Genomic DNA, 18,710 nt, shown 5'->3' with positions numbered 1-18,710 from the left:
TTAGAGGTCGAACATTGCACAATAGCGGCGCTGGTGGTTTTGCGGGATGTCATGGATTCAAACCCTCAAGTGAACTGCGAACCGTCTAGCACGGCCTCAATGCTTGTGACCGGGAGCGGAGTGGTCATGGTCATGATTGTGCTCACTGTGGTCGTGGCCGCTGTGGTCCTGACGGCCTGTCGTGGGTTGCAGGCTGCAGATGTTCTCGTCAGCCTCCGAGTTCCAGTCGATTCCGACTGTGGCGTGTTCGATGCTGAACTGCTCTCGCAGCACCGCCTCGACGCGCTTGACCACAGCTCGCGCCTCCTCGTCCACGTTGGGTCGAACGTGTAGCGTGGCCATCGTGCGACCGGAAGTGAGTTGCCACACGTGAACATGGCTGACAGCCGCCAGGCCGGGCACAGTGCTCATCAGGCCTTGTTCCACCTTTTCCGGCGAAGCGTCCTCTGGCGCACCCTCCAACAGGATATGGATCGACTTGGCCAGGAGCTTCCAGGCGCTGCGCAGAATCAACGCCGCTACTAGAACCGACAGGATGGGGTCGATCGGAGTCCAGCCGGTGAAGTAGATGACGATCGCTGCAACGATGGCGCCGACAGAGCCGAGCAGGTCACCCATCACGTGGAGGATGGCACCTTTCACATTGACGTGATCGGTTTCGCCGCGGGTCATGATCCACAGCACGAGGACGTTGATCAGTAAGCCGAGCACGGCGACGATCATCATCGGGCCGGCGAGGATGACGGGCGGCGCCTGCAGCCGCTCCCACGCCTCGTAGGCGATCCATGCGACGATCGCGAACAGGGTCACGGCGTTCAGGAAGCCGGCGATGACCTCGAAGCGCAGGTAACCGAATGTGCGTTTGCTGTCGGCTGCGCGGCGACCGAATCGGAAGGCAGCGTAAGCCAGGGCAAGTGCCACGGCGTCGGTCAGCATGTGGCCAGCATCGGCAAGTAGGGCTAGCGAGCCCGACAGCACGCCGCCGACAGCTTCCACGAGCATGAAGCCGAAGATCAGGAAGAAGGAAACCAGAACCTTGCGCTCGTTGGCGCTCGTCACTGTGGGGGTGTGGTCGTGATCATGGTCGTGACCATGGTCATGTGCATTGGATTGGGACATGGGCGCCTCTGCTGGTTGAGTGTTTGACTATGGCGAAATATAACACATGAATATGTGTTCATGTGATATATTTTCGCTCACCCTTCTCAGCCTCCGAAGCCATGCGTTGTGATGCCGCAACGAGAAAATGTGCCTATCCTTTCGGCCAGATACGGTGCAGGTCATCCAGAATCAGCTGGTGATGGTGCCTGCCTTGGTCTGCGTGTGTGCGTAAATGAGGGTGATCCGGCGGCAAGCTGGGGTGGTCATGCGCCACGTCAGAAGGGTCGCTGGCCGGCCACAGCCAGAGCGTCAGCGCCACGCCGGCCAAGCCGACCAGGGACATGACAATGAAGGTCGATGGCAAGCCCATGACCGCGCCGAAGCGGCCGGCAAGTGGGTAGCAGATGAGCCAACAGGCGTGCGACAGCGCGAAGTGTGCCGCGAAGATCGCAGGACGGTCCTCGGCATGGGCCGAGCGGCGCAGAAGACGGCCGGATGGCGTTTGCGCCACGCTGTAGCCAAAGCCGATGATCAACCACAGCGGCAGCAACAATGCATAGCTCGGCAGCAGTGCGCCGATCCCCGTGCCCACGACCAGTACGGTAGCGCCGGTGAGCATCGCGGTTCGGTCGGCCACCTTTTCCAGTAAGGATGGCAGAACGAAGGCTGCCACCATCGAACCGCCTCCGAATGCCGCCAGTGCCGACGCCACTTCGACCTCGCCTAGGCCAAAGCGCGCCTTCACGAGAACCACCGTGTTCACGATCACCATGGCGCCCGCCGCCGAGACGGCCAAGCTGATCGCCAGCAGGCCCCGCAGGCGTGGCGTAGCGAGATAGATGCGTGTGCCGCGGGTCGTGCGATCCCAAATGCCGCGGCGCGGTCCGGGAATAGTTGTGGGCAACCGCACGCTGACCACGAGCGCGGCTGAAACGAGGAAACCGAGCACTGTTCCCGCGAACAGGTTGTGAAAGCTGATGACGGTCAGCAGCGCAGCAGCCAGCATCGGGGAAATCAGGCTTTCCAGGTCATAGGCCAGCCGGGACAGCGACAGCGCCTTCGTGTAGTCCTCTTCATCGGGAAGGATGTCCGGGATAGTGGCTTGGAAAGTCGGCGTGAAGCCGGCGGATGCCGCTTGCAGGACAAAGATCAGCAGATAGATCTGCCAGACCTCGGTGACAAAGGGCAAACAGATCGCGACAACCGCTCGTACCAGGTCCAGCGCTACGAGCAATGACCGTCGCGGGAACTGGTCGGCGAAGGCCTGTGCGACTGGAGCGACTCCCACATAGGCCAGCATCTTGATAGCCAGCGCCGACCCGAGCACCGCACCTGCATCGGCCCCGGCCAGCTCGTAGGCAAGTAGGCCGAGCGCTACCGTCATCAGGCCTGTGCCGACGAGTGCGATCACCTGCGCGGTGAACAGGTGGCGGTAGGTGCGGTTCTTTAGGACGGAGAGCATCGAGAGACCTCAGAGCAGTCTGGTTAGCGCCTTCATTTCGGCTAGAACGGAGTCCTCATCATGAGATAGGCAGTGGTCGATGTGGTCATGGATCAGGACGCGCTTGGCCGCTGTGACGGCGCTCTCCACCGCAGCGAGCTGGCGAGCGATGTCCAGGCAGGTTTCTTCTCCTTCGATCATCCCGATGACGTGTCGCAGATGACCCTCGGCGCGCTTGAGCCGTTTCACGAGATCTGGGTGGCTGGTGTGCTTGTGCATCTCTTTCATGCAGCAATCATATCCCCCCCCGGGGGATATGCTCAAGGAGTCTGCATAGCTGTTTGCGCAGTGGATTAGCCCCACCTCGCCTCTCGATGTCTTGCGCCCGACGCCCTCTCTAAGGCGATTGGTGCTCAAAGGATGTAAGGTTTTCTTTCCCATTCATATGAATAGATATACAATTGTTCATATCCAAGCCAGTGAACAGTGGCTTTTCAACGACAAGCACTTGCTCGGAAAGAGAACACCCAGCCGGGGGTAAGTACTGATGCAACACCGATGGAGAATTGAATGCTTCGCAAAGACATACGCAAGGGATGGATATGGGCGGTATCCACGCTTTGGGCCGGCACCGTGCTAGCCCAGCCAGTAGCCGCCCCTCACGTCCCATCCAGACCAGACAGCCACATGGTCGCCCAATTGTGGGAGTCAGCTTGGCAGCGGCAGCCAGAAGCCGCTGGAGAAGGCGCCTGGCAGCAGGCCGCCCAAGCACGCCAAGAGACGGCCGGCAGTTGGGTGGCAGGTCCGATGGCGCTGGAAGCCTCCACCAAAACTGATCGGTTCAACAACCGCAACGGACAGCGCGAATATGAAGTCGGGGTGGCTATTCCCCTTTGGATGCCTGGTGAGCGCGCCTCGTCGGCACGCTGGGCGGACGCGGAAAGCCTCGCGCTATCCAGCCGGATGCTGGCCGCCAAGCTACGCACGGCCGGACAGGTTCGCCAGGCATGGTGGGCATGGCAGCGTGCCCAGGCCGAATTGGTGGCGGCGCAGGATCGCACCCGCAGCGCGGACGAGTTGGCGCAAGATGTGGCTCGCCGGGTTCGCGCGGGCGACCTGGCGCAAGCCGACAGAAACCAGGCCGATGGCGCCTTGGCGTCGGCTCGTAGTGCCCTGGCCATTGCTCAGGCCGAAGAAATCACGCAGCGCGAGGCGTTGTTGGCACTGACCGGCATCGAGAGTATCCCGTCGCAGGCCGATTCCGCGCAGCCGGAGCAGTCAGGTGTCCGAGTTCAACCGGCATCGGCACAGCCGTCCGGCGCGTTGTTGGGTAACCACCCTGCGCTGCTGGAACTGCAGCACAAGGCGCTGGCGGCCCGCCGCTCTGCGGAACTGGTGTCCCATCAGAAGTACGCCAACCCCGAACTGACCCTGGCGACCACGCGGGATCGGGGCGGCTACGGCGAACGCTACAACCAGACGATCACGGTGGGTGTGCGCATTCCCTTCGGTACGGGTAGCCGTCATACCGAGCAATTGTCCAGCGCCAATGCGCAGGCACTGGAGGCTGAGTCGGCACTCGCGGCCCAGCGCACCCGGCTACTCTCGGAAATTCGAACTGCCCAATCGCGCGAACTGGCAACCAGCACCCAGATGCAGGCCGCTTCGGAGCGCCAGCGACTAGCCCAACAAACGCGCACCTTCTACCAAAAGTCGTTCGCGATGGGCGAGACGGACATGCCGACACGCCTTCGCATCGAGCAGGAGGCCACCGAGGCCGAGCGCGCGGCGCTGCTCGCCAAGGTGGAGCATGCCGCGGCCATCTCGTCCCTGTTGCAGGCACAAGGCACGCTGCCGCAGCCGACCGAGACTTTCACTGACATCTCCGGCACGCGCTGATCGGCGCGCGCTCAACCATCCTGGAACCTTAGAAATGTCGCAATCCTCTTTCTGGCGTGCAGCTGCCTTGTCCAGCCTCCTGCTTGGCAGTAGCGCAACGTGGGCCGGCGACGGCCATGACCATGGCGAAGCCGCTCCTGCCCCCGCAGCGGCCGCGCTTCCGCGCTTTGCCGCAGTTTCCGATGACTTCGAACTGGTGGGTGTGCTGAACGGCCAGCGTCTCACACTCTACCTCGACCATGCTGCCGACAACCGGCCGGTGACCGATGGCGAGCTGACCCTCGAGCTGGGTGGTCAACAGGTAAAGGTCAGCTCACACGGGGTTGGAGAGTTCGAGGCCGATCTGACTGAGCCGCTATCCGATGGCGAGACCTCAATCATGGCCACTATTACTGCGCAGGGCCAATCGGACCTGTTGACGGGCGTTCTCGATGTTCATAGCGAAGACGCCGAACACGAGCATGCCGTCGCATCCGGCCGTGTGGTCGTACTAGGTGGCGGTGCCGCAGTCCTCGGCGTCGGTGTCCTAGCGTGGGCGCTGCGCAGACGTACACGCACCAACGGTGCACTGCGAGGTGCAGCATGAAGCGCAACTTCCGTTTCCTAATGACGACGGCCATGGCGGCTGCATTGGCTCTGGCTGCTCCCGCGTTCGCTCACGACGGCCATGACCACGGCGACGAAGCGCCGGCTGCGTCTTCCAATGGCCCCCAGCGCCAGCCTGATGGCAGCGTGTTTCTTCCGAAACCGTCGCAACGTCAGATCGGTGTACGCACCCAGCTGATCAAGCAGGAGCCCTTGGCCCGCAGCCATGAACTGGCTGGCAAAGTAATCATGGACCCGACGACAGGCGGCAAGGTCCAGGCAATGGTAATGGGCCGGCTGGTGCCCGGGCCGGATGGTCTGCCGCAGATCGGCCAATCCGTGCGCAAGGGCCAGGTGCTGGCTTACATCGAACCGGCCAGCGGTGTGCTGGAGCGCTCAGGCCAGATGGCCCAGGTTGCCGAGCTGCGTGCGGGCCAAGCGCTCGCGCAGAAGCGCTTGGCCCGGCTGCGCGAGCTGTCGGAGACCGTGCCCCGCAAGGAGATCGAAGCAGCCGAAAGCGAAGTGAACAGCCTGACCGAACGCGCCCGCGCCTTGAGCGGGGGCCTCGCCGGCAGGGACGTACTGAAGGCCCCAGTCAGCGGCGTCATCGCATCCAGCCCCGCAGTTGCCGGGCAGGTCGTGGATGCGCGCGAACTGGTGTTTGAGGTGGTCGATCCGACCCAACTGCGCATCGAGGCGCTTGCCTACGATCCGGCAATGGCACAGAACCTGGCCGGTGCTGCACTCGCAGTAGGCGGTCAGAAGGTGCCGCTGAGCTTCGTCGGTGCCGCCAGCAGCCTGCGCGAGCAGGCCCTGCCCATGCTGTTCAAGGGCACCAGCGAAAGCCTCTCGCGCTTGGCGGTCGGTATGCCGGTGGTGGTCTTCGTGCAAGAGGCGACGACGGTACCTGGCTACCGCGTGCCTTCCGGTGCGCTGATGAAGAACCCTGCCAACCAGAACATCGTCTGGGTCAAAGACCAGGCCGAGCGCTTCGAGCCGCGTGTCGTGAACATCACTCCTTTGGATGGTGCATCCATCGCTGTCACTTCGGGCCTGGCGGACGGCGACCGCGTGGTTGTCGAGGGCGCGTCCCTGATCAATCAAGTTCGTTGAGGGGCACCATTCCATGTTCAAGTGGCTTCTCGAAAATAGCTTACGAAACCGGCTCCTGGTCATCATCGGGGCGCTGGTGCTGATGGCGTATGGCGCGTTCACCCTGACGCGCACGCCGGTAGATGTCTTTCCCGATCTCAACAAGCCGACCGTCACTCTCATGACGGAGGCTGGCGGCATGGCTGCCGAAGAAGTCGAGCAACTCATCACGTTCCCGCTCGAAACGGCCATGAACGGCCTGCCCAGCGTCGAAAGCGTGCGCTCGGTCTCCAGCGCCGGGCTTTCCTTCATCTACGTGACATTTGACTGGAAGACCGACATCTTCCGGGCGCGCCAGATGGTCTCCGAACGCCTGACGTCCATGGAGGAAGGGCTAGCCCCGGGCGTGACGCCCACTATGGGGCCAATCAGCTCAGTGATGGGCGAGATCATGCAGATTGCAATCCCCATCGGTGCCAAGCCCTCAGGGCAGAAGAACGCAGCCCCGCCGCTGTCGGCCATGGACACTCGCGAGTACGCGGACTGGGTGCTACGCCCCCGGCTGATGGCCATACCTGGTGTTGCCCAAGTCATCCCGATCGGAGGCGAGGTCCGTCAGTTCCAGGTCCAGCCCAACACCACGCGAATGTCAGAGCTGGGCGTGACTGCGTCCGATCTGGATGCGGCTCTCAAGGGCTTCTCCGCGAACACTTCCGGCGGCTTCCTGGAGATCAATGGCCGCGAGTACCTGATCCGCAACCTGGGCCGCACGTCCCGACTCGACGACCTGCGTAACCTGCCTCTCGCGGTGCGTGCGGGCCAACCCATCCTGCTCCACCAGGTCGCCGATGTTCAGTTTGCGCCAGCCATCAAGCGCGGCGATGCGGGCTTCGAGGGCCTGCCAGCCGTGATCCTGGGCATCCAAAAGCAGCCCACGGCCGATACGATTGCACTGACCCGCTCGATCGAGTCAGCGTTGGCGGACATGAAGGGCTCACTGCCGGCTGGCATGGCCGAGCCACAGGTGACCTTCCGACAAGCCAACTTCATCGAGGCGTCCATCAGCACGCTGCAAGGCAAGCTCATCGGCGCATCGGTCTTCGTGGCGGTGATCCTGTTCTTCTTCCTGGGCACTTTGCGCCCCCTGGTGATCGCGTTGACCGCGATTCCTGCCTCGATCTTCGTGACCGGGCTGGTGTTCCACTATTTCGGCCTATCAATCAACACCATGACGCTCGGTGGGCTGGCGATCGCCATCGGCGGTCTCGTGGACGATGCTGTGGTCGATGTGGAGAACATCATGCGGCGGCTCAAGGAGGACCGCACCCGCCACCCTGAGAACCGGCTGACGCCCCTGGTCATCGTTGCCAGGGCCTCGATGGAGGTTCGCTCGGCGATTCTCTACGCCACGATGATCATTGTGCTGGTGTTCCTGCCCCTGTTCGCGCTGCCGGGGATGGAGGGGCGCTTGTTCGTGCCGCTGGGCATCGCCTTCATCGTCTCCACGCTGGCCTCGCTGCTGGTCTCTGTGACGGTCACTCCGGTGCTTTCGTACTACCTGCTGCCCAAGATGAGGACGCTGGACCATGGCGACACTCGGCTTCTAGCCTGGTTGAAGACGCGCTATCAGGGCGGCCTGCAGCGGGTCTTGCAGCGGCCGCGTGCCGCCCTTGGCATGGCCGCTGTGGCTGTCACACTGGCTGTCGCCGCGGTGCCATTCTTCCCGACCACGTTCCTGCCCCCGTTCAATGAAGGAACGTTGCTGGTGGGCCTGCGCCTGAATCCCGGTGTGACGCTGGCCGAATCTTCGGCGCTTGCCCAGCAAGCCGAGCTGCTGGTCGCGCAGGTGCCAGAGGTGCAGCACGTGGGCCGGCGCAGCGGACGGGCCGAGCTGGACGAGCATGCCGAAGGCGTGCATGTCAGCGAGCTGGACGTGGGCCTGCTGCCCGCCTCGGAGCTAAAGCGCTCCATGGAGGAGATCACCGCCGACATCCGTTCGCGTCTGGCTCACTTGCCCGGCTCCATCGGCATTGGCCAGCCGATCTCGCACCGCATCGACCACATGTTGTCGGGGGTGCGCTCGCAGATCGCCATCAAGGTGTTCGGCGAGGACCTGGACGTCCTGCGCGGGCAGGCGGATCTGCTGCGCGCCAAGCTGGCCGGAATTCCGGGGCTTGCTGACCTGGAGATCGAAAAGCAGGTCCTAGCGCCGCAGATCAAAATCCGCGTGGATTATGCGGCGGCGGGACGCTACGGCGTGGCCGCACCGCAAATTCTGTCCACGCTGCAAAGCCTGGTCGAAGGCGAAAAGATCACCGAGGTCATCGAGGGCAACCGCCGCTTCGCGCTGGTGGTTCGCCTGCCCGAGCAGGCGCGGTCGATTGAGGGCTTGAGCCGCATCCTCATCGACACGCCCATGGGTCGGGTCCCGTTGTCGCGCCTTGCCACCATCGAAGACAGCGACGGCCCCAACCAGGTCAGCCGCGACGATGGCCGTCGACGCATAGTTTTGTCGGCCAACGCTCAGGGACGGCCGCTGTCCGAAGTAGTGGCCGACATACGCAGCGTCGTCCAAGAAGTGCGCTTGCCCGAAGGCTACTTCATCACGCTGGGCGGCCAGTTCCAGGCACAAGAGGAAGCCTCGCGACTGGTGGGCCTGCTGTCCATCGTCTCCCTGACGCTCATGTTCGTGGTGTTGTACACGCGCTACAAGTCGGTCGTCCTATCAGCGCTCATCATGGTGAACATTCCATTGGCCCTGGTCGGCGCCGTGTTGGGGCTGTGGCTGTCTGGCCAGCCGTTGTCCGTGGCCGCCCTGGTCGGCTTCATCACGCTCGCGGGTATTTCTGTGCGCAACGGCATCCTGAAGGTGAGCCACTACCTCAACCTCATGCGCATGGAGGGCGAGGACTTCGACCAGAAGATGATCGTGCGTGGCTCGCTCGAACGGCTTTCCCCGGTTCTGATGACCGCGCTGGTCACGGCCTTCGCGCTGGCCCCGCTGCTGTTCGAGGCGTCCCGACCCGGTACTGAGATCCTGCACCCCGTCGCGGTGGTGATCTTCTCGGGGCTGGTCAGCTCCACGCTGCTAGACACCTTCCTTACACCCGCCATGTTCTGGCTGTTCGGCCGCAAGCCTGCCGAACGCCTGCTGGACGACCGCGACGCGGAGGCATTCTGATGCAACGCCTTCTGTCACCCGATTTCAACCACCGTAACCCTATAGGAGCTTTCATGTCTGTTCGATTTCGTTCCCTCACGGCCGGCACCGCCCTCGCCCTGGCATCCGTCACCGCCTTCGCCGCAGGCGACCATGACCACGCGCATGACCACAAGCCGCTGCATGGTGGCGTCGTGACCGAAGTCCGGGACGTGGACTACGAGTTGGTCGTTCAGCCCGCAGCAGCGCAACTCTACCTGCGCGACCACGGCAAGCAGGTCAATGTAAGCAACACCAAAGCCAAGCTCACACTGTTGACCGGCTCACAAAAGCAGGAGGTGCAACTCACGCCTGCCGCGGACGGAAGCCGCCTCGAAGGCAGCGGGACCTTCGCCGCAGCCAAGGGCACGAAGGCCGTCGTCCAAGTCGAACGTGGGGGCAATACCGCGAGCGCCCGGTTCGTTCTGCCGTAGTGTTCAACGTGATCGTCAGGGAACGAGCTGTAATCTGGCGACCACCTGACAAAAGGCGCGACATAGGCGCTCACTATTTCCTCAAAAACTTTGGAGATGTAAATCATGGAAATGCATTTCGACGTCATTGTTATCGGTGCCGGCCCAGGCGGATACATCGCGGCCATTCGCGCTGCCCAATTAGGCATGAAGGTCGCTTGTGTAGATGCCTGGAAGAACAAGGACGGAAAGCCAGCACCTGGCGGCACCTGCAACAACATCGGTTGTATCCCTTCGAAAGCGCTACTGCAGTCGTCAGAGAACTTTGAACAAGCCAAGCACCACTTTGGCACGCACGGCATCTCCACGGGTGATCTGCGCATGGATGTGACCACGATGTTGGAACGTAAGAATCAGGTCGTGAAGTCCAGCAACGAAGGCATCCTTTATCTGTTCCGCAAAAACAAGGTCCAGTTTTTCAACGGCCTGGCGTCTTTCACCAGGACTGTCGATGGTGGCTTCGAGGTGAGCGTCGCCGCCGATGAGGCTGTTACCTTGGTGGGCAAGCAGATCATCGTTGCCACAGGCTCCAACGTGCGGCCACTCCCCAACCTACCGTTCGATGAGCGGGTCGTGCTCTCCAACGACGGCGCGCTGGACATCGCGGCCGTGCCCGATCGGTTGGCCGTCATCGGTGCCGGCGTGATCGGCCTGGAGCTGGGCTCCGTTTGGCGCCGCCTGGGGGCGGATGTCACGATCCTCGAAGGCTTGCCCAGCTTCCTGCCAATCGTCGACCAAGCCATCGCCAAGGAGGCGAAGAAGGCGTTCGACAAGCAAGGCCTGAAGATCGAACTAGGTGCGAAGGTTCGCGAAGTCAATGCAACCGAGGCTGGCGTGACTATTCACTACACCGACAGCCAGGGCCAGACGCAGTCCTTGCAGGCAGACAAAGTGATCGTGGCTATCGGCCGTGTGCCCAACACCGAAGGCCTGAATCCGGCCGCCGTGGGACTCCAACTGGATGAGCGCGGCGCCGTGCTGGTGGACGATGAATGCCGCACCAGTGTGCCCGGCATCTGGGCCATCGGTGACGTGGTGCGTGGCCCGATGTTGGCGCACAAGGCGGAAGAGGAAGGTGTCGCAGTGGCCGAGCGCATTGCCGGCCAGCACGGTCACGTCGATTTCAATACGATCCCCAACGTCATCTACACCAGCCCAGAGATTGCCTGGGTAGGCCGCACCGAGCAGCAGCTCAAAGAGCAGGGCACCGCCTATCGAATCGGTTCCTTCCCGTTCATGGCCAATGGCCGCGCGCGTGCGCTGGGCGACACGCCGGGCCTCGTCAAGGTGATCGCCGATCCTGCCACTGATGAGATACTCGGCGTGCATGTGGTCGGCCCGCAGGCCAGTGAACTGGTGGCCGAGGCCGTGATCGCCATGGCGTTCAAGGCCAGCAGCGAAGACATCGCCCGCATCTGCTTTGCCCATCCGACCCTCTCCGAGACGTTCAAAGAGGCCTCGCTGGCCGTGGACAAGCGCGCGCTCAACTTCTGATTGATCGGAAGCGGCATCCAAACCACCTCACCGAACGCAGCTGCGGGCGGTGGGGCGCATATCGCCATGGAACGTAGGCCACGCCGCAACGGCATGCTATGCCCAACAGTTACTCGTCGTTGTGGTCTTCCGCGATGTGGGTGGCCATATCCAGCAGCACCTGGTTCACGTGCTTGTCCGCCACCTCATAGAAGATCTGTTTGGCTTGGCGCACGCCCTTGACCAGGCGAGCACCGCGCAGCAGCCGCAGGTGGTGGCTCACCAGCGACTGCGAGAGTTCGAGGGTTTCAGCGATGTCCCCGACCGAGGAAGAGCCTTTCATGCAGCACAGCATGATTCTCAGCCGGGACGGGTCACCCAGGAGGCGGAATGTCTCAGCCAAGATGGTCACGTCATTCTGTGACAGCGATTCCAAATCGGCGCTGGGACCCTTCGGTGGGGTACTGAATGGCTTACTTGTATTCATTTTTAAAATATTTCCTAACCTCGAATGGCTGTTTTCGCCCTTCAGAATTAACAAGGCAGCGGCCGCTTAGGCGCGCGCAGCAAAGAACCAGTGCGAGCCTGGCAGGCAAGGCCTCCGTTCCCCGTGCACCGGGTCATTTCTGAAACCTGACAGCATCCGAAAAAGCGCTTGACCTTCCCACGATGGTAAACCCTAAGCTCCCTCCATGTCGAATTTCAACTATGGGAAGCACACCATGAGCATGGCAACAACGAGTAGTGCTGGCGCCCAAGCAGCGGCAATCAGCCTGCCCATCGAGGGCATGACCTGCGCAAGCTGTGTCGGCCGAGTCGAGGCCGCCCTTGCCAAGGTCGAGGGCGTGGCAAGCGTGTCTGTCAATCTCGCCACCGAGCGAGCGGACATTCGCCTGAACCGTCCTGTCGATCGCATGGCGCTGATCCAGGCGATCGAGAAGGTAGGGTACGACGTGCCTCAGGGCACCATCGAGCTGGCGATCGGAGGCATGACCTGCGCTTCGTGCGTGGGCCGCGTCGAGAAGGCGCTCAAGGCGGTGCCGGGCGTCACTGAGGCTGTGGTCAATCTGGCGACCGAGCGCGCTACCGTGCGTGGCGTAGCATCCGTGCAGGATCTGATTGCTGCTGTCGATAAGGTCGGCTACGAGGCCAGCCCGGTCGATACAGGCATGCAGGCCGACGAGGAAGCTGCCGAGAAAAAGGACGCCGAGCGCGCCGAACTCAAGCGCGACCTGACCCTGGCCGCCGTGCTGGCGCTGCCTGTGTTCGTGCTCGAAATGGGCTCGCACATGATTCCCGGCATGCACGAGTGGGTGGCTTCCACCATTGGCATCCAGCAGAGCTGGTATCTGCAGTTCGTGCTGACCCTGCTGGTGCTCGCCATTCCGGGCTGGCGCTTCTATGAGAAGGGCTTCCCGGCGCTGTTCCGCCTGGGTCCCGACATGAACTCGCTGGTCGCGGTCGGCACGGCCGCGGCCTTCGGTTATTCGATGGTCGCCACGTTCGCGCCCAGTCTGCTGCCGGCCGGCACGGTGAACGTGTACTACGAGGCGGCAGCCGTCATCGTGGCGCTGATCCTGCTGGGCCGCTTTCTTGAGGCACGGGCCAAGGGCCGCACCTCCGAGGCCATCAAGCGCCTGATCGGCCTGCAGGCCAAGGAGGCGCACGTGCTGCGCGACGGCCGCATCGTGGACATCCCGATCAACGACGTGGCGCAGGGCGACATCGTGGAAGTGCGCCCCGGCGAGCGCGTGCCGGTCGATGGTGAAGTGACCGAGGGCCGCAGCTTCGTGGACGAGTCGATGATCACCGGCGAGCCGATTCCCGTCGAAAAGGCGGAAGGCAGCACCGTGGTCGGCGGCACCGTCAACCAGAAGGGTGCGCTGACGCTGCGTGCCACCGCCGTGGGCGGTCAGACCATGCTGGCGCAGATCATCCGCATGGTCGAGCAGGCGCAAGGTTCCAAGCTGCCGATCCAGGCCGTGGTGGACAAGGTGACGCTGTGGTTCGTGCCCGCCGTCATGCTGGCCGCGGTGCTGACCTTCCTGGTCTGGCTGGTGTTCGGCCCGTCGCCCGCGCTGTCCTTCGCGCTGGTCAATGCCGTGGCGGTGCTGATCATTGCCTGCCCTTGCGCCATGGGTTTGGCGACGCCGACCTCCATCATGGTCGGCACGGGCCGGGGCGCCGAGATGGGCGTGCTGTTCCGCAAGGGTGAAGCCCTGCAACTGCTCAAGGACGCCAAGGTGGTGGCCGTGGACAAGACCGGCACGCTGACCGAGGGCCGCCCGGTCCTGACCGACCTGGAGATTGCCGACGGCTTTGACCGCAACCAGGTGCTGGCGAAGGTCGCCGCTGTCGAATCGCGCTCGGAGCATCCGATCGCACGCGCCATCGTCGAGTCGGCCGTGGAAGGTGGCATCGCGCTGCCGACGATGACAGACTTCGATTCGGTCACGGGCATGGGCGTGCGCGCCACCGTGGACGGCGCGCGTGTCGAGGTCGGTGCCGATCGCTTCATGCGTGAGCTGGGGTTGGACGTGGGCAGCTTCGCTCGCACGGCCGAGCGCCTGGGCAACGAGGGCAAGTCACCGCTGTACGCCGCGATCGACGGCCGGCTGGCCGCCATCATCGCGGTGGCCGATCCGATCAAGTCCAGCACGCCCGCGGCCATTGCCGCGTTGCACCAGCTCGGCCTGAAGGTGGCGATGATCACCGGCGACAACGCGCGTACCGCGCAGGCCATCGCCAAGCAACTGGGCATCGACGAGGTGGTGGCCGAAGTGCTGCCCGAGGGCAAGGTCGAAGCCGTGCGCCGGCTGAAAGCCAGCCACGGCCAGATCGCCTACGTGGGCGACGGCATCAACGACGCCCCGGCGCTGGCCGAGGCCGACGTGGGCCTGGCCATCGGCACCGGCACCGACGTGGCGGTGGAGTCGGCCGACGTAGTGCTGATGTCGGGCAACCTGCAGGGCGTGCCCAACGCCATCGCGCTGTCCAAGGCGACCATCGGCAACATCCGCCAGAACCTGTTCTGGGCGTTTGGCTACAACACGGCCCTGATCCCGGTGGCCGCTGGCGTCCTGTACCCCGCATACGGTGTGCTGTTGTCGCCGATCTTCGCGGCTGGCGCGATGGCGCTGTCCAGCGTGTTCGTGCTCGGCAACGCGCTGCGCCTGCGCCGCTTCCAGCCGCCGCTGGCGGCGGATACCGCTCATTGAGAAAGGAGGAACACCATGAACATCGGTGAAGCATCCAAGGCCTCGAAGGTCTCGGCCAAAATGATCCGCTACTACGAGCAAATCGGTCTGATCCCTCCGGCTGACCGCACCGATTCGGGCTACCGCGCCTATACCCAGGACGACGTTCACCGGTTGCATTTCATCCGGCGTTCGCGCGACCTCGGCTTCTCGGTGGCCGAGATCACGGACTTGCTGGGACTGTGGAATGACAAGTCGCGCCAGAGTGCTGATGTAAAGCGTCTGGCCCAGCAACACATCGACGAGTTGGACCGGCGCATCGAGAGCATGCTGGAGATGGCCGCGACGCTCAAGGCGCTGATCCGGTGTTGCGCCGGCGACGAACGGCCCGACTGCCCGATCCTGCACACGCTGGAGCAGCCCGATATCAGTGACAACAAGCCCGAAGCGCGCACTGGCGCAGTGCCGCGCCGCGCGCGAGCCAACGCAGCAGGAAAAAAGCCGTGTGCGCACTGAGCAGCCAGGAGAGATATGCCCAAAATCACCGTCTTGCCCCATCCTGAACTGGCGCCTGAGGGAGCCGAACTGAACGTGCCAGCAGGCACTTCGATCTGCGAGGCCCTGCTGGACAACGGCATCGAGATCGAGCATGCCTGCGACATGAGCTGTGCCTGCACGACCTGTCACTGCATCGTGCGCAAGGGGTTCGATTCTCTAAACGAAGTCGAGGAATGCGAGGACGATCTGCTCGACCGGGCCTGGGGACTGGAGGCGCAGTCGCGGCTGAGCTGCCAGGCCATCGTTGCGACCGAAGACCTGACCGTCGAGATCCCCAAGTACACGATCAACCATGCCAAGGAGAACCACTAGGAGCCTGCGTGCTGCCTCAGGCGCACCGGCCTGCGGCAGGGTTGCTCTGGCAGATGGAGGACTGACGGCATTGCCGCCAGATAACCAACCCGTGGGCCAGACCAACCCGCGAGCCAGGTGTCTACACTCCCTTTGCACGGTCGTCGGTTAGGCTGGAAAGGTCATCAACGTCCTTAAATCCGTGACGGCCGGCCCATGGAAAGTCCCACAGGAGAAGTCCTGCATGTCTGCGCCCAAGCTAGCCACGCTCTACCGAATGGTCATGCCCGGCCATACCTGCCCCTACGGGCTGAAGTCGCTCGATCTGCTCAACCGCAAGGGCTACGAGGTCGAGGACAAACACTTGGCAAGCCGCGAGCAGACGGATGCGTTCAAGAAGGAGCATGGCATCGAGACCACGCCCCAGGTCTTCATAAACGGGCGGCGCGTGGGCGGCTACGACGACCTACGCAAATTCTTCGGCATGTCCGTGAAGGACAAGAACGCCGTGACCTAGACCCCTGTGATCGCGCTGTTCGCCACGGCGGCCGCAATGGCGCTGGCGGCGAGCTGGGCGGCCTTCGGCCAAGTCTAGAGCATTCAGGCGGCAGAGTGGTTCGTGGCCTTTGCCATGTGCCTCCTGGCGCTGCAGAAGCTCAAGGACGTGGACGGCTTCGCGACGACCTGCTGGCCAAGCGCTGGGTTCGGTATGCCTATTTCTACCCGTTCGCGGAGGCCATCGCAGGCGTCCAGATGGTCGCGGGCGTGGGGATGTGGGTGTCGATTCCGTTGGCGCTGTTCATCGGGACCGTCGGGGCCGTGTCGGTTTTCAAGGCGGTCTATGTCGATCGCCGGGAACTCAAGTGCGCCTGCGTGGGCGGGGACAGCAACGTGCCGCTGGGCTTCGTGTCCCTGACCGAGAACCTGATGATGGTGGCGATGGCCCTGTGGCCAAGGTCGGCCTACCTTGGGATGCACTGAGCGCCGCGCCAGGTACGGCGCAGCGCACGTGCTCGCATCGGCCGTCCTGTGTGCATGCCGGCCACGATGCGGTGTTACTGCGCGCGCGGCGGGAAGCCAGCTTCGCTCAGGGCCGCGGCGATCTGCTCTTGCGAGGCCGAGGTCTGGACCTCGACACGGCGGGTCGGCGGGTCCGTGACGATCTTGGCGTTGGGGTCGATCATTTGGATCGTTTTCGTCACAGTGCGGGCGCAGCCGCCGCAGGTCATGTCTTCGAGATGGAATTGCATGGAAAACTCCTTTCGGGTTGGGGTGTTTGAAGTGTGCTCCTTGCCACCGTTGGAAGGTCAATCGCTATTTGCATCCCCGCCACACCAACCGGCCGAATGCTCATAGGGGCAAGGCCGTGGTGCTCTTTACGCGATCCAGCACGAAGCTGGTCTTGCAGTCCTGCACGCTGGGGTGCTTGAGCAGCGTGTCGAGCACGAAGCGGGAGTAGTGAGCCATGTCCATGACGACCACCCGCAGCAGATAGTCCATGTCGCCGGTCAGCGCATGGCACTCCACAACCTCTGGCCAGTTCTGGACAGACGCGCGGAACACGTCCATGGGATTGCGCTTGTGCGAGTCGGAGTACTGGGCCGACTTCTACACGAAGTTCTTCAACTTCCAAGAGATCCGCTACTTCGACATCAACGGCGAGTACACCGGCCTAGCCTCCAAGGCGATGAGCGCGCCGGACGGCCTGATCCGCATCCCGCTGAACGAGGAAGCACGCCAGGGCGGCGGCCAGATTGAGGAATTCTTGATGCAGTTCAGCGGCGAGGGCATCCAGCACATCGCCCTGCTGTGCGACAACCTACTCGATGCGCTCGACCGCGTGCAGATGGCCGGTATCCCGCTGCTGACCGCCCCCAACGACATCTATTACGCAAACTTGGAAAAGCGCCTGCCCGGCCATGGCCAGCCCGTACCCGAGTTGCAGGCGCGCGGCATTCTGCTCGACGGCACGACCGAAGGCGGCCAGCCCCGCCTGCTGCTGCAGATATTCTCCGAGCCGCTGCTTGGCCCGGTGTTCTTCGAGTTCATCGAGCGCAAGGGCAACTACCGCGAGGGCTTCGGCGAAGGAAACTTCGGTGCCTTGTTCGAGTCGATGGAACGCGACCAGATCAACCGTGGCTCGTTGGAAATCAACCCGGCCTGATTTGGGCCTTTCCATGAAGGCAGAGCGCCTTCAGTCCTACATCTCGCGAGCCCCTCTGTGGGCTCGCGCTACTTTGGCGTCAGTACTGCCTTAGCCGCTCAAGCATTGAGCGGGTTGGCTTCGGCGTCACGTTCCGAAACAGTTGCTACCGCCCTTGACTTGAGTTAATACATGAACATATGTATTCTTATTCAGATACACCGATGGCCTTTTTCCTCGCCCTGAAGAGGGACCCAGCACTACGTCGCCCCCTCTAAGCGCACTTCGGCAGCAATGCGCCGTGGCCAACCCAATGACCAGGATTGCTGAAGGACGTGCCCATGGAACTTCGTCATTTGCGCTGCTTCGTGGCTCTCGCCGAAGAGCTGCATTTCACCCGTGCTGCGGAGCGCTTGCACATCGAGCAGCCGCCGCTGTCCCGCACGATCAAGGAATTGGAAGACGAACTGGGGGTGCTGCTCTTTGACCGCGATCGGCGGGGAACGCGGTTGACGCCAGCGGGCACCACCTTCCTTCAGGACATTCGCAGGCTGTTCACCAACCTGGAGCAGGCACGAGAAAACGTCAGGGCGATCGCCGCAGGCCTAAGAGGCAGCGTGCGCATCGCCATCTCCGATGGCGCCATCGACCCGCGGCTGTCTGCACTTCTTGCCCTGTGCCGCCAGGAGGAGCCGGAGATCGAAATACGGCTCTCCGAGGTCACCCTGGCGGAACAGTTGCGGGGACTGCGATCCGGCGACTTCGCGATCGGTTTCGCACACACCGCGGACGTCGGCGACGGACTGGTGACGGAGCCCATCTGGCAGGACCCGCTGGTGGTGACCGTGCCGATCCGGCACCCGTTGCTGGCCCACAAGGAAGTGTCGCTACGTGAACTCGTGAGTTACCCGCTGGTGATGTGCGATCCGCAGCTTTGCGAGGGCTACTGCCGCGAATTGACCCGGCTGCTACATCCCCTGGAGCGCGAGTCCACCATCGTTGAGCATGTCTCGTCGCTGGACATGATGCTCACATTGGTCGGAGCTGGTTACGGCATCGGCTTCGCAACGGCGACCCGAATCGCGGCGTGTCAACGTCCCGACGTGGTGATCCGGCCGTTGGCGCTCGATTCGGCCGTCATCATCACCTACCTGCTTCGGCCCGAAGGCGGTAGCGGACTATCCGCACCCGTAGAGCGCTTCATCGAGCGTTTGCGTTCGCCAAAGAGCGATTAGCTACGACGCCTGCGCCACATCCG

General features: G+C 63.0%; 19 protein-coding genes. 13 read left to right on the top strand and 6 right to left on the bottom strand.

Annotated elements, in window-relative coordinates:
- Window positions 1-96: 96 nt before the first annotated feature.
- The 3 genes from AC1KVE_RS05005 to AC1KVE_RS04995 all read right to left on the bottom strand — a co-directional run bounded on the left by AC1KVE_RS05005 (window position 97) and on the right by AC1KVE_RS04995 (window position 2,830).
- Window positions 97-1,119, bottom strand: a complete 1,023-nt coding sequence (locus tag AC1KVE_RS05005; protein WP_003821153.1) for a cation diffusion facilitator family transporter — start codon at window positions 1,117-1,119, stop codon at window positions 97-99.
- 133 nt (window positions 1,120-1,252) lie between these two features.
- Window positions 1,253-2,563, bottom strand: coding sequence for an MFS transporter (locus AC1KVE_RS05000; RefSeq protein WP_003821155.1), 1,311 nt, complete (start codon window positions 2,561-2,563; stop codon window positions 1,253-1,255).
- Window positions 2,564-2,572: 9 nt separating this feature from the next.
- Complete coding sequence (locus AC1KVE_RS04995) at window positions 2,573-2,830, bottom strand: metal-sensing transcriptional repressor (protein WP_003821156.1); 258 nt, start codon at window positions 2,828-2,830, stop codon at window positions 2,573-2,575.
- A gap of 399 nt (window positions 2,831-3,229) precedes the next feature.
- Here AC1KVE_RS04995 and AC1KVE_RS04990 point away from each other — a divergent pair, with 399 nt between their 5' ends.
- From AC1KVE_RS04990 to lpdA, 6 genes are all read left to right on the top strand, one after another.
- A complete protein-coding gene (locus tag AC1KVE_RS04990) occupies window positions 3,230-4,441 on the top strand; it encodes a TolC family protein (RefSeq protein ID WP_223656232.1) in 1,212 nt (403 codons plus the stop codon).
- Window positions 4,442-4,475: 34 nt separating this feature from the next.
- Window positions 4,476-5,027: a hypothetical protein gene (locus tag AC1KVE_RS04985; protein ID WP_015912829.1), complete on the top strand. Its 552-nt coding sequence runs from the start codon at window positions 4,476-4,478 to the stop codon at window positions 5,025-5,027.
- A complete protein-coding gene (locus AC1KVE_RS04980) occupies window positions 5,024-6,139 on the top strand; it encodes an efflux RND transporter periplasmic adaptor subunit (protein ID WP_003821159.1) in 1,116 nt (371 codons plus the stop codon). Before AC1KVE_RS04985 ends, AC1KVE_RS04980 begins: the two co-directional genes overlap by 4 nt.
- Before the next feature lie 13 nt (window positions 6,140-6,152).
- Window positions 6,153-9,299: an efflux RND transporter permease subunit gene (locus AC1KVE_RS04975; protein WP_012614056.1), complete on the top strand. Its 3,147-nt coding sequence runs from the start codon at window positions 6,153-6,155 to the stop codon at window positions 9,297-9,299.
- A gap of 53 nt (window positions 9,300-9,352) precedes the next feature.
- The gene (locus tag AC1KVE_RS04970; protein WP_015912828.1) at window positions 9,353-9,751 is read left to right on the top strand and encodes a hypothetical protein; all 399 of its coding nucleotides are present in this window, start codon (window positions 9,353-9,355) and stop codon (window positions 9,749-9,751) included.
- A 105-nt stretch (window positions 9,752-9,856) separates the two neighbouring features.
- Window positions 9,857-11,284: a dihydrolipoyl dehydrogenase gene (lpdA, locus tag AC1KVE_RS04965; protein WP_015912827.1), complete on the top strand. Its 1,428-nt coding sequence runs from the start codon at window positions 9,857-9,859 to the stop codon at window positions 11,282-11,284.
- 109 nt (window positions 11,285-11,393) lie between these two features.
- Here the strand turns inward: lpdA and AC1KVE_RS04960 are convergent, their stop codons facing one another.
- Window positions 11,394-11,750, bottom strand: a complete 357-nt coding sequence (locus tag AC1KVE_RS04960) for an ArsR/SmtB family transcription factor (protein ID WP_015912826.1) — start codon at window positions 11,748-11,750, stop codon at window positions 11,394-11,396.
- 235 nt (window positions 11,751-11,985) lie between these two features.
- Between AC1KVE_RS04960 and AC1KVE_RS04955 the strand changes: the two genes are divergently transcribed.
- The 5 genes from AC1KVE_RS04955 (at window position 11,986) to AC1KVE_RS04935 (ending at window position 16,290) form a co-directional block, all read left to right on the top strand.
- Window positions 11,986-14,481 carry a heavy metal translocating P-type ATPase gene (locus AC1KVE_RS04955; protein ID WP_017511447.1) on the top strand — a complete coding sequence of 832 codons (2,496 nt, stop codon included), beginning with the start codon at window positions 11,986-11,988 and terminating at the stop codon, window positions 14,479-14,481.
- A 15-nt stretch (window positions 14,482-14,496) separates the two neighbouring features.
- Window positions 14,497-14,976 (top strand): Cu(I)-responsive transcriptional regulator, encoded by a 480-nt coding sequence (gene cueR / locus AC1KVE_RS04950; RefSeq protein WP_012614052.1) that lies wholly within the window; start codon window positions 14,497-14,499, stop codon window positions 14,974-14,976.
- A 15-nt stretch (window positions 14,977-14,991) separates the two neighbouring features.
- Window positions 14,992-15,330, top strand: coding sequence for an ISC system 2Fe-2S type ferredoxin (gene fdx / locus AC1KVE_RS04945; RefSeq protein ID WP_012614051.1), 339 nt, complete (start codon window positions 14,992-14,994; stop codon window positions 15,328-15,330).
- A 223-nt stretch (window positions 15,331-15,553) separates the two neighbouring features.
- The gene (locus tag AC1KVE_RS04940) at window positions 15,554-15,826 is read left to right on the top strand and encodes a glutaredoxin domain-containing protein (RefSeq protein WP_012614050.1); all 273 of its coding nucleotides are present in this window, start codon (window positions 15,554-15,556) and stop codon (window positions 15,824-15,826) included.
- A gap of 95 nt (window positions 15,827-15,921) precedes the next feature.
- Window positions 15,922-16,290: a MauE/DoxX family redox-associated membrane protein gene (locus tag AC1KVE_RS04935; RefSeq protein WP_223656233.1), complete on the top strand. Its 369-nt coding sequence runs from the start codon at window positions 15,922-15,924 to the stop codon at window positions 16,288-16,290.
- Window positions 16,291-16,364: 74 nt separating this feature from the next.
- Here AC1KVE_RS04935 and AC1KVE_RS04930 read toward each other — a convergent pair whose 3' ends face one another.
- A complete protein-coding gene (locus AC1KVE_RS04930) occupies window positions 16,365-16,559 on the bottom strand; it encodes a heavy-metal-associated domain-containing protein (RefSeq protein WP_012614049.1) in 195 nt (64 codons plus the stop codon).
- Window positions 16,560-16,659: 100 nt separating this feature from the next.
- Entirely contained in the window at window positions 16,660-16,878 is a 219-nt protein-coding gene (locus AC1KVE_RS04925; protein WP_017511446.1) for an Lrp/AsnC ligand binding domain-containing protein, read from the bottom strand.
- Here AC1KVE_RS04925 and AC1KVE_RS04920 point away from each other — a divergent pair.
- The gene (locus AC1KVE_RS04920) at window positions 16,877-17,473 is read left to right on the top strand and encodes a VOC family protein (RefSeq protein WP_017511445.1); all 597 of its coding nucleotides are present in this window, start codon (window positions 16,877-16,879) and stop codon (window positions 17,471-17,473) included. The two genes, AC1KVE_RS04925 and AC1KVE_RS04920, sit on opposite strands and share 2 nt — an antisense overlap.
- Before the next feature lie 320 nt (window positions 17,474-17,793).
- The gene (locus AC1KVE_RS04915; protein ID WP_012614048.1) at window positions 17,794-18,687 is read left to right on the top strand and encodes a LysR family transcriptional regulator; all 894 of its coding nucleotides are present in this window, start codon (window positions 17,794-17,796) and stop codon (window positions 18,685-18,687) included.
- The last annotated feature ends 23 nt before the right edge of the window (window positions 18,688-18,710 follow it).

Source organism: Xanthomonas sp. NCPPB 2864, from assembly GCF_056675615.1.
This window is presented reverse-complemented; position numbering and strand designations above follow the sequence as displayed.

Coding starts and splice junctions, on each gene's coding strand:
- AC1KVE_RS05005 (WP_003821153.1), bottom strand. CDS start 1,119: ATGTCCCAATCCAATGCACATGACCATGGTCACGACCATGATCACGAC.
- AC1KVE_RS05000 (WP_003821155.1), bottom strand. CDS start 2,563: ATGCTCTCCGTCCTAAAGAACCGCACCTACCGCCACCTGTTCACCGCG.
- AC1KVE_RS04995 (WP_003821156.1), bottom strand. CDS start 2,830: ATGAAAGAGATGCACAAGCACACCAGCCACCCAGATCTCGTGAAACGG.
- AC1KVE_RS04990 (WP_223656232.1), top strand. CDS start 3,230: ATGGTCGCCCAATTGTGGGAGTCAGCTTGGCAGCGGCAGCCAGAAGCC.
- AC1KVE_RS04985 (WP_015912829.1), top strand. CDS start 4,476: ATGTCGCAATCCTCTTTCTGGCGTGCAGCTGCCTTGTCCAGCCTCCTG.
- AC1KVE_RS04980 (WP_003821159.1), top strand. CDS start 5,024: ATGAAGCGCAACTTCCGTTTCCTAATGACGACGGCCATGGCGGCTGCA.
- AC1KVE_RS04975 (WP_012614056.1), top strand. CDS start 6,153: ATGTTCAAGTGGCTTCTCGAAAATAGCTTACGAAACCGGCTCCTGGTC.
- AC1KVE_RS04970 (WP_015912828.1), top strand. CDS start 9,353: ATGTCTGTTCGATTTCGTTCCCTCACGGCCGGCACCGCCCTCGCCCTG.
- lpdA (WP_015912827.1), top strand. CDS start 9,857: ATGGAAATGCATTTCGACGTCATTGTTATCGGTGCCGGCCCAGGCGGA.
- AC1KVE_RS04960 (WP_015912826.1), bottom strand. CDS start 11,750: ATGAATACAAGTAAGCCATTCAGTACCCCACCGAAGGGTCCCAGCGCC.
- AC1KVE_RS04955 (WP_017511447.1), top strand. CDS start 11,986: ATGAGCATGGCAACAACGAGTAGTGCTGGCGCCCAAGCAGCGGCAATC.
- cueR (WP_012614052.1), top strand. CDS start 14,497: ATGAACATCGGTGAAGCATCCAAGGCCTCGAAGGTCTCGGCCAAAATG.
- fdx (WP_012614051.1), top strand. CDS start 14,992: ATGCCCAAAATCACCGTCTTGCCCCATCCTGAACTGGCGCCTGAGGGA.
- AC1KVE_RS04940 (WP_012614050.1), top strand. CDS start 15,554: ATGTCTGCGCCCAAGCTAGCCACGCTCTACCGAATGGTCATGCCCGGC.
- AC1KVE_RS04930 (WP_012614049.1), bottom strand. CDS start 16,559: ATGCAATTCCATCTCGAAGACATGACCTGCGGCGGCTGCGCCCGCACT.
- AC1KVE_RS04920 (WP_017511445.1), top strand. CDS start 16,877: ATGGGATTGCGCTTGTGCGAGTCGGAGTACTGGGCCGACTTCTACACG.
- AC1KVE_RS04925 (WP_017511446.1), bottom strand. CDS start 16,878: ATGGACGTGTTCCGCGCGTCTGTCCAGAACTGGCCAGAGGTTGTGGAG.
- AC1KVE_RS04915 (WP_012614048.1), top strand. CDS start 17,794: ATGGAACTTCGTCATTTGCGCTGCTTCGTGGCTCTCGCCGAAGAGCTG.